Annotated in this window: 14 protein-coding genes; 3 read left to right on the top strand and 11 right to left on the bottom strand. The window is 61.8% G+C overall.

All coding sequences use genetic code 11. The features are described from left to right. Positions 1-194 precede the first annotated feature (194 nt). The 7 genes from CE491_RS15115 to CE491_RS15085 all read right to left on the bottom strand — a co-directional run bounded on the left by CE491_RS15115 (position 195) and on the right by CE491_RS15085 (position 6,225). Positions 195-1,481 carry an MSMEG_0569 family flavin-dependent oxidoreductase gene (locus CE491_RS15115; RefSeq protein ID WP_110949128.1) on the bottom strand — a complete coding sequence of 429 codons (1,287 nt, stop codon included), beginning with the start codon at positions 1,479-1,481 and terminating at the stop codon, positions 195-197. A 152-nt stretch (positions 1,482-1,633) separates the two neighbouring features. Then, positions 1,634-1,954 (bottom strand): MSMEG_0570 family nitrogen starvation response protein, encoded by a 321-nt coding sequence (locus CE491_RS15110; RefSeq protein WP_110949127.1) that lies wholly within the window; start codon positions 1,952-1,954, stop codon positions 1,634-1,636. Between the two features lies 1 nt (position 1,955). Next, positions 1,956-3,008, bottom strand: coding sequence for a sll0787 family AIR synthase-like protein (locus CE491_RS15105; protein WP_110949126.1), 1,053 nt, complete (start codon positions 3,006-3,008; stop codon positions 1,956-1,958). Further along, positions 3,001-3,564, bottom strand: coding sequence for an MSMEG_0567/Sll0786 family nitrogen starvation N-acetyltransferase (locus CE491_RS15100; protein ID WP_110949125.1), 564 nt, complete (start codon positions 3,562-3,564; stop codon positions 3,001-3,003). Before CE491_RS15100 ends, CE491_RS15105 begins: the two co-directional genes overlap by 8 nt. A gap of 26 nt (positions 3,565-3,590) precedes the next feature. Next, positions 3,591-4,673, bottom strand: a complete 1,083-nt coding sequence (locus tag CE491_RS15095) for an MSMEG_0568 family radical SAM protein (RefSeq protein WP_110949124.1) — start codon at positions 4,671-4,673, stop codon at positions 3,591-3,593. Further along, positions 4,660-5,637: a Nit6803 family nitrilase gene (locus CE491_RS15090; RefSeq protein WP_110949211.1), complete on the bottom strand. Its 978-nt coding sequence runs from the start codon at positions 5,635-5,637 to the stop codon at positions 4,660-4,662. The genes CE491_RS15095 and CE491_RS15090 overlap by 14 nt, the downstream gene beginning before the upstream one ends. Positions 5,638-5,742: 105 nt before the next feature. Continuing rightward, on the bottom strand, positions 5,743-6,225 hold the full coding sequence (locus CE491_RS15085) for an MSMEG_0572/Sll0783 family nitrogen starvation response protein (RefSeq protein ID WP_062387355.1): 483 nt from the start codon (positions 6,223-6,225) through the stop codon (positions 5,743-5,745). A 242-nt stretch (positions 6,226-6,467) separates the two neighbouring features. Between CE491_RS15085 and CE491_RS15080 the strand changes: the two genes are divergently transcribed. Then, a complete protein-coding gene (locus tag CE491_RS15080) occupies positions 6,468-8,372 on the top strand; it encodes a sigma 54-interacting transcriptional regulator (protein WP_110949123.1) in 1,905 nt (634 codons plus the stop codon). On the opposite strand, the gene CE491_RS30280 is transcribed toward CE491_RS15080, so the two are convergent. The 3 genes from CE491_RS30280 to CE491_RS15070 form a co-directional block, all read right to left on the bottom strand. Next, the gene (locus tag CE491_RS30280; RefSeq protein ID WP_199885122.1) at positions 8,337-8,552 is read right to left on the bottom strand and encodes a hypothetical protein; all 216 of its coding nucleotides are present in this window, start codon (positions 8,550-8,552) and stop codon (positions 8,337-8,339) included. The genes CE491_RS15080 and CE491_RS30280 overlap by 36 nt on opposite strands. Before the next feature lie 335 nt (positions 8,553-8,887). Further along, positions 8,888-9,520, bottom strand: coding sequence for a glutathione transferase (yfcF, locus tag CE491_RS15075; protein WP_110949122.1), 633 nt, complete (start codon positions 9,518-9,520; stop codon positions 8,888-8,890). Positions 9,521-9,627: 107 nt separating this feature from the next. Further along, the gene (locus CE491_RS15070) at positions 9,628-9,879 is read right to left on the bottom strand and encodes a hypothetical protein (protein WP_110949121.1); all 252 of its coding nucleotides are present in this window, start codon (positions 9,877-9,879) and stop codon (positions 9,628-9,630) included. Positions 9,880-9,900: 21 nt separating this feature from the next. On the opposite strand from CE491_RS15070, the gene CE491_RS15065 reads away from it, so the two are divergent. Continuing rightward, positions 9,901-10,335, top strand: a complete 435-nt coding sequence (locus CE491_RS15065; protein WP_110949120.1) for a GNAT family N-acetyltransferase — start codon at positions 9,901-9,903, stop codon at positions 10,333-10,335. 144 nt (positions 10,336-10,479) lie between these two features. Here the strand turns inward: CE491_RS15065 and CE491_RS15060 are convergent, their stop codons facing one another. Beyond that, positions 10,480-11,244, bottom strand: coding sequence for an SDR family oxidoreductase (locus tag CE491_RS15060; RefSeq protein WP_110949119.1), 765 nt, complete (start codon positions 11,242-11,244; stop codon positions 10,480-10,482). 97 nt (positions 11,245-11,341) lie between these two features. Here CE491_RS15060 and CE491_RS15055 point away from each other — a divergent pair, with 97 nt between their 5' ends. Continuing rightward, positions 11,342-12,283: an AraC family transcriptional regulator gene (locus CE491_RS15055; protein ID WP_110949118.1), complete on the top strand. Its 942-nt coding sequence runs from the start codon at positions 11,342-11,344 to the stop codon at positions 12,281-12,283. Positions 12,284-12,379: the final 96 nt, after the last annotated feature.

Here is a 12,379-nt window from a genome sequence, read left to right as displayed (position 1 = left end):
CAGATGATCGTCAAGAGTAGAGGGCGAGGTTCTCGGATGAGTGGCAAATGTGCATATTTTGTGACGCCGCAATTGAGCGCCAGACGCGGATCAGTGTAGGGGCGCGCTTGCCCACGATTGCGATCCGTCAGACAGCATTGCGGCGTACGAATGTACGCCATCCCCGGCAAGCGCGTTCCTCCGTTGAATTGCGTCTATCGAGCCGCCACCTTCTGGCCCGCCGCCGCTCCGACAATATGCTCCACCACATACTCCGCATCCCGCGCCACGCCGGAAAACCGCCCGGACCCCCAGGTGTACAACCACGGCAGCCCGAGAAAATACAACCCTTGCTGCGGCGTCACCCCGCGCACATGGCCGGGATGTCCGCGACCGTTGAATACCGGTGCGTCGACCCAGGTGAAATCCGGGGTAAAGCCAATGCACCAGATGATGCTGGTAATGCCCTGCTCCAGCAGGTTCAGCTCACGCCGCTCTTGCCCCGGCGCCCAAACCGGTTCGTAACGCTCGCCGATCGGCGCGTCGATGCCCTGTTCGGCGATGTATTTGTCGATGGAGCCATTGATGCGGTTGTAGACCGCGTCGGCGCTGTCCAGGCTGGCGCTCAGGTTGTCTGCGAACTGCAACGCATCGCCGTGTAGCCCTTCCAGGCGACCGAACAATTGCATGCCTTCCAGGGCAAATCTGCGCAGGTCGATATCGCGCCCGCCATCGCGCCCGGTGACGTAATGGTTGGTGTTGTCGCGCACCCCCTCACGCAGCGGATGGGTGTCGACGCCGATCTGGTAATAGCCCATCTTTGCCAGCCAGTCGACCACGTCCTTGCCGCGATAAAAGCGTGCGCAACGCGGGGCGTCTCCCACTGCCAGAAACACCTTGCGCCCGGCCAGGTGAAGGTCCTCGGCAATCTGCGCACCAGACTGCCCGGAGCCGACCACCAGCACGTTGCCTTCGGGCAAGGCCTGAGGGTTGCGGTATTGCTCGGAGTGAAGCTGGGTGATGCGGGCCGGCAGACGCTCGGCCAGACGCGGGATGATCGGCGTGTGATAGCCGCCGGAGGCACAGATCACCTGATCGGCAGTGAAGTCACCCTGGGAGGTGTGTACGTCAAAGCCACCCGCTGCGCGTGGCATCACGCGTGTGACCGTCACGCCCTCACGCACTGGCGCATTCACGGCTTTGACGAAGCCCGCCAGGTAGGCGTTGATTTCATCCTTCTTCATGAAACCGTGGGGATCGGTGCCGCCGTGTTCTTCGATGTAGCGATAGCCCGGCAGTGCGCATTGCCAGTTCGGCGTGACCAGACTGAACGCATCCCAGCGCTGATTGCGCCAGGTGTGGGTCAGGCTGTGTTTTTCCAGCACCAGATGGTCGACACCCTGCTGTTGCAAGTAATAACTGGCGGACAATCCGGCCTGCCCGCCACCGACGATGATGACGCTGTGGTGGGGAGTCTTGATGGGGGTGATTGAGCTCGGCATGGTCGTGGTCTCCAGAGTGCGCATGAGGTTTGGAATTAATAGAGGTAGGTGCGCCCGCGCTGGCGATTCAGACGTTGCGGCGCGCCAGGCATAACGCGTGATCGCTCATCGCGGGCAAGCGCGCTCCTACCGTGGTGCACGGGCATCGGGGCTTAAAAAGAACTCCACCCGGCCCCGGTCACCCGGCCACCGCCTTCGGTTCTCATGCTGAGGACTTCCACCTGCCCCCCCTCCTGAGAATGTGCCTGACCCTTGAGCATGCTGAGCGTGTCCATCGCCGAGCTGCAATAGAAACCCTTCACCTGTTTCACCCGCTCGGAAGCGTTGTTCAGCCCCCCTTCAATGCGTTGCAGAAATTCGGCCAGCGGGTAGCTCTTGCCTTCCTGCAGATGCTCGTAGATCACGGTGGAAGGCGAGTAACCGGCGGCTTCCTTGCCGTTGGGCCAGCGAATGCGGAAATTGACGGCGGGCATGTCAGTGCTCCTTGTGTACGGACAAAGGGGAAAGGTCGAGATGGGGGTAGCTGAACCCGGTGAACGGCTGCTCGTTGAAGTTCCAAAAGGTGCGACGCTGCGAGCCATGCTGAACGCTGAGTTCGGCACTGTCGGTGACCCGGCCGATACGCTCGCAACGCAACCCTTCGAAGGCGAACGCGGCCTGTACGTTGGACCAGTTGGCCTCGTCCAGGGTCATGAGAAAGCCGTAGCTGGGGAAGACCTGCAGCCAGCGCGCCCAGTCAAAATCAGCCTCAGCATCGGCGGGACACGGCAACTGCCGCAGATCGATATCGCCGCCGCAGCCGGTGGTTTCCAGCAGCATCAGCAGACTGCCCAGCACCCCGGCATTGCTGATGTCCTTGGCCACGTGCAGCAACTGGGCTTCGGCCAGGCGCGGCAGCACTTCGAGCTTGCTGCGCAGGCGCTCGGCAGGCACACCTTCGAAGGCCTTCCAGTAGGTGCTGTCGGCATGCCAATAGCCTTCCAGATCCACTGCCATGGCGATGATCTGCCCCGGCCTCACGTGCAGGGTCGACAGCAGGCGGTTGGCAATCCCGGTGATCGCTACTGCCAACGCAGTGGGGTTGTGCGCAGCCAGACTGGTATGCCCGCCCGCGAGCATCAGCCCGTAGGCTTCGCAGGCGGCACGTATTCCAGCGAGGATTTCCTGGGCGGCGGCGGCGTCGTGATGCCAATAGGCGTTGACCACGGCAGTCGCGCGCCCGCCCATCGCGGTGATGTCGCTGACATTGGCCATCACCGCCGACCACCCGGCAAACCAAGGCGCGGCTTTGACAAAACCCGGCAACATGCCTTCGATGGCCAGCAGCTGAAAATGATCACCGCAGGCTATCGCCGCCGTATCGTCGCCGGGCAAGGCGTACAACTCGGCGCGGGTCAGTTGTCTTTCCGGCTGTCGAGGGGCGGCGCCTATTGCCCGCGCGGGCTGCTGAATCGACTGCTTGGACAGCATCGCCGGGGTGTTGCGCAGGGTGTTCAGCAGTGCGTCCAGATCCACGGAGTCAGTCATGGCGAGTTCCCTTCTTCAGTGCGCGCAAGGAAACTTGACGCGGCATCAGCGGATAACACGCCAGGTCCGCCTGCATCAGGCAGTGGGGCTGACCGAGTAGCTCGAGATGCTCCAGGGTTCGCCAGTGCAGGCCATGAAAATACGCCTCGTTGGGCGCCTGCACCGTCGCGCGAAAGACCGTGCAGCCCAATTCCCTGGCTCGCGAAACCGCCTCGTTGACCAACGCCTTGCCGATCATGCTGTGCCGACGATAGGCCTGGGCCACGCACAAACGGCCGCCGAACCACAGCCCGGGTTCCACTTGGTAAATGCGCACGGCGCCGACCACCTGATCGACCATGCCACAGCTGCCCGCCAGCGCAACAATGGCGATAGCCTGAAAATCGCGGCTGTCCCTGTCCTGGGGCAGCAGCTGTTGTTCCTCTGAAAACACCGAGCGGCGCAAGGCGAAGTACGCCTGTTTCTCCCAGTTTTCCGTGGCCGGCTTGATCACCAGCTCACCGGCGCGAAAGGGTTCGAAAGTGCCGTCGACGAGGGCAAAGGCCAGGTTCTGCATGATCCGTCTCCCGTGAAACCAAGGGGTTACTCATGATTCTTCAGCGCCGAGCAAGCGCCGCATTTCGCGCAGCCTGCGCTGATGTTTTCCGAGTGCAATCCGTGACGACGCAGACTGGCGCCGACCTGCGGATACAGCCGGGCCATCATCGCGCTGTCGGGTTTGGGGTGATGGGCCAGGGGCGTGCCGTCGATGGGCACGAACGGCACCACGAACGGGTAAACGCCCATTGCGCTCAGGCGCTCGCTCATCTCGGTAATCGCCCATTCGCTGTCGCCCAGCCCGGCCAGGATGTAGGTGCTCACCTGACCGCGACCGAACACCTTCACCGCTGCCTCGAAAGCGTCGAAATAACGGCTCAGAGGCACTTCGGCCTTGCCCGGCATGATGCGTTGGCGCACCTCCTCGGTGACTGCCTCAAGGTGCATGCCCAGCGAGACCACGCCGCTCTGCGCCAGCCTTTCGAACCAGACGTCGTCATCCGGCGGCTCGCATTGGGCCTGGATCGGCAGATCGACAGCGGCGGTCACGGCCGTGGCTGACTCACAGAGAATCGCCGCGCCACGATCCGGGGTTTGTGGGGTGCCGGTGGTCATCACCATGTGTTTCACGCCATCGAGTTCCACTGCGGCCTTGGCGACTTCCGCGAGCTGCCATGGACGTTTGCGGGCGATGGTCTTGCCAGCTGCCAGGGACTGGCCAATGGCGCAGAACTGGCAAGAGGTGCTGCGGTCGTTGAAGCGGATGCAGTGCTGCAACACAGTGGTCGCCAGCACATCGGCGCTGTGCAGTGTGGCGATCTTCCAGTACGGAATACCCTCGGCGGTACTGCGGCTGTAGAAGTTCGGCACCCCCGGCATACTCACCTGACCGACCTGCAAGCCTTCGCGAAAGATCAGCGCCAGACTGCCGTCGGCGCTGGGTTCGGCCTGATACGGCGAGGTCTGCGAGGCCTGATTGAGGATCGGCACCATCATGGTTCGATCGCCGAAGGTCAGCGCCTTGTGGTCCGATGGCCCGGCGCCGCCCTGGCGCGACAGGCCGTTTTGCGCAGCCGGCCAGCGCACGCCGTGGCATTGAAGTTCGGCGAGCAGTTCATTGGTCTGCATGATCGAGCTCCTCGCGGACAGCCATCATCGGATGCGCGCTGCGTTCGTGGACCTTGGCGGTGGGGGTGCGATCGATCAGCAGGCTGAGCAGCTCCGGGCGGCTGTAATGCCCTACCGAATCCATCATTCGTTTGCGCTTGTCGATAAGTTTCAAATCCAGATCGGCAATCAGCCAACCCTCGCCCTGACGCAGCGGCTCGCCGAGCAATCTGCCTTCCGGCGTGACGATGGCGGTGAAGCAACCGCCGGAGATCGGCCCGAGGCCGCAGCCGGTGTCCTGCATGATCTGGCCTTGCTGATCGGCGTCCAGCCAGGCGGTGGCGTTGACCACGAAGCAGCCGGATTCCAGGGCGTGATGGCGGATGGTGACTTCGATCTGCTCGGCGAAGATGTCACCCACCAGCGACCCGGGGAACATCGCCACGTGAATCTGTTCGTCATCGGCCATCAAGGCATAGCGAGCGAGAGGGTTGTAGTGCTCCCAGCAGGCCAGCGAGCCGATGCGACCCACCGCGCTGTCAACGGCACGCAGGCCGGAGCCGTCGCCTTGCCCCCAGACCATGCGCTCGTGGTAGGTCGGGGTGATCTTGCGGCGGTGCTGAATCAGCGTGCCGTCGGCATCGAACAGCAGCTGTGCGTTATAGATCGTGCCGCCGTCGCGCTCGTTGACGCCGATGGACGCGACGATGCCCGCCTCACGACAGGCCTCGCCGATCTGCCGGGTGACGTCGGAAGGCACCGTGACCGATTGTTCCAGCAGTTGCAGGTGTTCCTTGCCCATCGCGTACGGCGGCTGGACGAAGGAGAAGTAGGGATAGTACGGCACCACGGTTTCGGGAAAAACCGCAAATTGCACACCTTCCCGGCCGAGCGCGAGCAAGGTGTGGCACAGCTTGGCGACGGTGGATTCGCGGGAGTACAGCACGGGGCTGAACTGAACGGCGGCGGCGCGGATGGTGGTCATGGCGGGCGTGTCCTGATGAGGCGGTTCGGTGAAGTGCTGCAATGCGTCACTGCCTTTGATCGTTGCTGACCGTGCCCACGCAGAGCGTGGGCACGATCAATCCGATCAAGCCGTCCAGGTATCAATGATCATCGCGCCCTCACGCCGCATCAGCAGACGCAGGTCCATCACGTCCAACGGATTGATCGGGCGGATACCTTCGATCAGGGCTTTTTCGGTCTGGCCATACAGGGCCTGCAGGGCAAAACGGCAGGCATACACTTCACCGCCTTCGGCCATGAATGCCTTGATCTGGTTATTCACCGCCAGATGCCCCGGAAAGGCTTCGGCGCCCAGGGTCGGGAAGCCGCGCTGCACACCCAGCTGCACACCAGGGCCGTAGAGCAGCACCTTGGTCTCGAAGCCCTTGCGCAGCAGGCGCTTGGCCTGAAGCATGTTGACCAGGCCGATGGACCCTTCGAACGCGATGGTATGGAAGGTCAGCAGGGCTTTTTCCCCCGGCTCGGCTTTGACGTCCTCGAAGACCTTCTCTTCGTAATTGACCAGGAAGTCGCCGTCTTGATAGTGGTTGATATCTACGCTTGGCATGTCGTCGCTCCGTTCGTTCAGGTGTTGTCGGTGGTCTCGATCGACCACCGGGGTAACACAAGGACCAGAGCGAACGGCGTGCCAGAAAATAAACGCATCAGCGGCGGACCATTAAGCGATTGAATTTGCGCAAGTTCTCGCACTGATCCGGTTTTTCGCCGACTTTCTGATGCTTTCGGGAAATCACGCTTTCCCGTAGAAATACGAATATTCGTAGCGCTACATCACGAGATTTCGTAATCATGAGCGAAACTGACTCACTGATCGGCTGGGCCGACCTCGCCTATTCATCGCGGCACATGGTCTTCGAACACTGCGCCGAAGCCATCGCCCTGCTCGACCCCTTCTCCGACCACTTCGGCGACCTCAACATCGCTGCCTGCACGCTACTCGGCTATCCGCGCCAGGAGTTGCTGGCTCTGCCGGTGAGTAAGCTGTTCGGTCATCAGCTGGCGGACCTGATCGTCTTCACTCAGGCGGTGATGGACAAAGGACGCGGCTGGAGCACGGACCTGAGCTGCAATATCAAGACCGGTGAGCGCATCGAGCTGGAGATTTCCGCCACCACCCTGCAGATCAAAGGCAGTGCGCAGCTAATCCTGGTCATGCGCGAAGCCAGCCAGCAGAAGTATCAGCAGGATCAGGCGCACACCGAACGCACGATGCGCGGCGGGCTGATCGAGTGGCGCAACATCCTCAACCTGTTTCAGGAGTCCGAGCGCGACAATCAGTTGCTGCTCAGCTCGGTGGGTGACGGCATCTACGCCATCGACAGCGAAGGTTTGGCGACTTTCGTCAACCCGGCAGGCGCGCGGATGCTCGGCTGGGAAGTCAAGGACATGATCGGCAAGAACATCCACCGTATTCACCACCACAGCCACGAAGACGGCAGCCATTACCCGGTGGAGGACTGCCCGATCTACAAGGCGGTGCATGATGGTGTGGTGCATGAGGGTCGGCAGGAAGTGTTCTGGCGTCGCGATGGCAGCTGCTTTCCAGTGGAGTTCACCAGCACGCCGGTGATCTCCGACGGGCGCATCGCAGGCGCCGTGGTGGTATTCCGCGACATCACCGAACGGCGCAGCACCGAAACCCAGCTGCAAACCGCGCTGGATGAACTCAAGCTGCTCAAGCAAAGGCTGGAAGATCAGAACGCGTATTTGCAGGAAGAGATTCACATCGAACACAACTTCCGCGAGATCGTTGGTCAGAGCGCGCCGATTCTGAAAATCATCAAGCAGATCGACGTGGTCGCGCCCACCGATGCCAGCGTGTTGATCAATGGCGAATCCGGCACCGGTAAGGAGCTGATCGCCCGCGCCATTCATCAGGCCAGCCGCCGCAGTGCGCATCCGCTGATCCGCGTCAATTGCGCGGCGATTCCCACCGAGTTGTTCGAGAGTGAATTCTTCGGGCACATTCGCGGTGCTTTCACCGGCGCCGTCCGCGACCGTGTCGGGCGTTTCGAGCTGGCCGATGGCGGCACGCTGTTTCTCGACGAGATCGGCGAAATCCCGCTGGAGCTGCAAAGCAAGCTGCTGCGGGTATTGCAGGAGGGGCAATTCGAGCGAGTGGGTGAAGAGCGCACGCGCAAGGTCGATGTGCGAATCATCGCCGCGACCAATCGCGATCTGCGCCAGGAAGTCGGAGCCAGACACTTTCGTGAGGACCTGTACTTTCGGTTGAATGTCTTCCCGATCCAGTCCCCTGCCCTGCGCGACCGTCCGATGGACATCGCGCCGCTGGCCGCGCACTTTCTCAAGCAAGTCGGCAAACGCCTGAACATGCCCGGCCGACGCCTGCGCAACAGCGACATCGAACGGCTGCAGAATTACTCCTGGCCGGGCAACATCCGTGAACTGCAAAACGTCATTGAACGCGGCCTGATCACCTCCACCGGGGCTGATCTGAACCTCGACCTGCCGGACGAAGCCAAACCCCTCGACCTCCCCCGCGATGCCACGATGCCGGGGGACGGTTTCCTTACCGAAGCGCAGATGCATGAGCTTGAGCGCAGCAACCTGCAGGCTGCGCTCAAGGCCGCCAAAGGCAAGCTGTTCGGCAAGGGAGGTGCCGCGCAACTGCTTGGGGTGAAGCCAACGACGCTAGCCTCACGCCTGAAACGGCTGGATATCGATATCGGATGATTCCCGGGATAGACACGCCGCAAGATACTGACGCAAGACATTGACCAGCACCGGAGAGTAAGGGCTCAGCTTCGACTGACCGTCAGGCATCGACAACTCGTCCAGTAACAGTTCAAGAAGATCTGTATTCGTCAGATGGATATCGTCGGGGTCAAACTGATTGCTAAAAATCAGTGCCATCAACGCCCCCAAGCACAGGGCCAGCGTGGCGAAGATTTGAAGAGAGGGAAACGGGTGGACTCGGCGTCATTAGCTCGGAGGGATGGTTGCCAACATGCCGATGGTGATGGTCAACGCCAGAAACCCCAACAGGAAAATCGTCATCCGGGCCATAAGGGCCTCCTCAGAATGTCAACGATACAGGTGCAAACCACTCCCAGGCATGAACTCGAACAGTTCGGAGCGGGACTGGGAATGGCGATCATTGTGGGGAGGATGACTGTTTCAATACAGGGCCAGGTATTGGAGAAAAAAGCGGATCAGATGAGGATAGAACGTCTTTTCCCGTTGTTCGGCTACAGCTCCGGCCGCTGGAAATTCACCCACTCCTGAACACTCGGCCGCTGCCATTGACGCTCGGCGTAATGCGCCAACAGCGCAGGCACGGTATCGCCGTTGAGGATCAGGCGGTTGAGCATCAGCGCAAGGTCCACATCGGCAATCGACCATTGACCGAACAGATGCTCGCGGCCGTCGGCAAGGAGCGTCTGGGCGGCGTCGATGAGTTTCTGCACCGCGACCTCGGCAACGGCGTTCAACGGCGGGGCTTTCTGGCCGTAGAACACCACCAGCGTCGAACGCTCTTGACGCACGGCCGCCAGATCGCTGCGCAGCCAGGCCTGAATCTGCCGCGTTTTGGCGCGTTGCCGCACGCCTTTGGGATAGACCGGGACGTCGGGAAAGCTGTCCTCCAGATACTCGGTAATGGCCGAGGATTCGGACAAGGAAAAATCACCGTGGACCAGCGTCGGTACCCGTTGAGTAAGGGACAGACTGGCATAGTCCGAGGTGCGGTTTTCTCCCGTCTCCAGATCCACCGCGATCAGTTCGAATTCGATGCCCTTCTCGCGAAGCACCACAAATGCGGACATGGCGTAGGGGCTGGTGAATTGAGCGTCGACATACAGGCGCAAGCGGGCATCGTTCACGGGGTGATCTCCATATTCAGGGAGATCACACGCTACGAGAACTCAGGGACTAAAGGAAATTCACGATTTTCATAGGCGCATTCCCGCGTGGAATGTCGAACGTCCACCTACACGACGCCTCCGCTCGGGAGGCGCTGTTTGCCGAGCAGCACCGTCATTTCCGGCGCGATGAGGGTCAGCAGTTGCGCCTTGTCGACCAGCAGCTTCTCGGCCGAAACCTTGTACTGCCCTTTGGTAGTCGCCTTGCGCCGGAGGTCGAATAGCCAAGCGTTACCAAGTGATAGACACTCTGCTAATCCTTCCGAGGCTCTGGCGCGGTGGTCACACGCGTTGCGATCCGCTCTGCTAATCTGCGGCATCCCACTGACGACAGGCGAGCGATGATCAATATCCGTGTGATGACAATGGACGATTACGATGCGGTCCTCGCATTGATGAGCAACACGCCAGGTATCTCCCTGCGCGATGCCGACTCTCGCGAATCGACTGCCCGATACCTTGAGCGAAACGCCGGCATGAGCTTCGTTGCAGAGACCGACGACGGTCTGTGCGGCTGCGTGATGTGTGGCCACGATGGCAGGCGCGGCTACCTGCAGCACTTGCTGGTACTGCCTGAATACCGCCGCCAGGGCATCGCCAATACGCTGGTGCAGCGCTGCCTTGGCAGCCTTGAAGCGCTGGGCATCGGCAAGTGCCATCTCGACGTGATCAAGACCAATGACGCCGCTGCCCGCTACTGGATCAACCAGGGTTGGCAGCTGCGTCGGGACATCGACCGCTATTCGTTCACCCGACCGGGCAACGAGAACGCCTGATTCGCTCGGCGCTCATGCGCTGATCTGCGACCCGGTTTCCCCCAGCAAGTGCGAAACCACTGGTGGGCCGGGTCATTGCGGTAGCGCACGTGCCAGGGCGCTCTCCCCGGAAAGGTGCGCCGCACAGGAACTGTGCCATTTGCCTCAGGCCTGTGCGAGCGCATCGCTGAGCGCCACCGCGTCGGCACCCGCCGGAATGCGCATCGGCGCGGCAGGATCGGTCACGGCCTGCCATACCGCTTCGGCGACGTCCAGCGCATGGGTCACCGGCGAATGGGTATCACGCACCGCTTCGAACACTCGCTCCCTGAATTCCACATACGCGTCAGGAATGCTCTCCCCCATCAGGCGGCGTGCGTTATCGCCAAAGCGGGTGCCCGGCGCACGCCCCGGCAGGACCAGACGCACCCGCACGTTGAACGGTTCCAGCTCCAAAGCCAGCGACTCGGTGAAGGCGTTCACCGCGGCCTTGCTGGCGGTGTAGACCGACAGCAGCGGCAGGGGTTTCAGGGTCACGGTGGACGTCACGTTCACAATCACACCCGCCCGCTGCTCGCGAAACTGCGGCAATACGGCCTGGGTCGTGGCGATGGTGCCGAGGGTATTGGTTTCGAAGACTTCACGAGCCCCGCTCAGCGCCGTGCCTTCCAGCGGCGCGAGCAAGCCGACCCCAGCGTTATTGACCAGCGCGTCGATAGGCCCTGCGGCTTCGAAGCAGCGCTTGATACTCTGAGCATCGGAAACGTCGAGCGCCAGCAAGCGCAGATTTTCCGAACGCGGCAGCAATTCTGCACGGGGGGTGCGCATGGTCGCGATCACGTTCCAGCCTTTGTCGAGGAACAGCTGAGCCGTTTCCAGCCCGAAGCCCGATGAGCATCCGGTGATCAATACAGTGGAAGTGTTAGCCATCTAAAAACTCCAGCAAATGAATGACCGCTGCACCATAGATCGCGGACACCAGACGAACTACACTCCAACGTCCTGTTTTTTGTCGAGAGAGTCCGACATGGTCGACCCATTGGCAGAGGTCGTGGGGTTGCTTCAGCCGACTGCGCCCTTTTCCAAACTGGTGGTTGCTTCAGCGCCCTGGGCGGTGCGGCGCGCTGAAACCGGCCGGCCGTTCTACTTTGTCGTGCTTGAAGGTTCCTGCCGGCTGACCATCGACGGCCCGAACTACAGCGATACGATCACCTTGAACGAAGGTGACTTCGTGCTGATCCCTGCCGCCCAGGCCTTCGCCACCTCGAGCCTGGACCGTGAGCCGCCCCGCCAGGGCGAAGCGACCAACACCTCGATCGTGCCCATGCCCGGTGGCGCACGGGTCGGCGATCCCGAGGCGGCAGTGGATGTGCGCATGTTGGTCGGTCATTGCGTGTTCGGCTCGGCAGACGCAGCGCTGCTGGTGCCGCTGTTGCCGCGATGGGTTCACGTACGCGGCGAGCGGAGGCTGGCGACGCTGGTGCAACTGGTCGGCGATGAGTCCCGGACCAAACGCCCCGCCCGGGAGATCGTCCTGGCGCGACTGCTCGAAGTGCTGCTGATCGAGGCATTGCGCTCGACCGGTTCCACACCGGCATCGCCAGGCCTGTTGCGCGGCTTGTCAGACCCCAAGTTGTCGCTGGCCCTGCGCCGGATTCACGAACAACCCGCCGCCTCGTGGAGTGTCGCCCAGTTGGCCAGCGCGGCGGGCATGTCACGTTCGGCGTTTTTCGAAGGGTTCGGCCGCGCCGTCGGTCTGCCACCCATGGAATACCTGCTGACCTGGCGCATGGCTCTGGCCAAGCAGATGCTGCGTCAGCGAGAGCTGGCCATCACCGAAATCGCAGAACGCGTGGGCTATAGCTCGGTCAGCTCCTTCGGCGTCGCCTTCACCCGCCACGTCGGCATGCCGCCGGGGCGCTACTCCGCCAGTAAGGCTGATGAGAGCAACACTGACATTGCGCTCTGATCAGGACGGGGCAGACGCCTTCGCCCTCCAGACAATACGGATTTCGACGTTGATACATCGACAGCGTCGAGCTGTGGCTCAACCGCGTGCAGACAG

Origin of the sequence: Pseudomonas bohemica, from assembly GCF_002934685.1 — a bacterium.
Taxonomy (GTDB): Bacteria; Pseudomonadota; Gammaproteobacteria; order Pseudomonadales; family Pseudomonadaceae; genus Aquipseudomonas; species Aquipseudomonas bohemica.
This window is presented reverse-complemented; position numbering and strand designations above follow the sequence as displayed.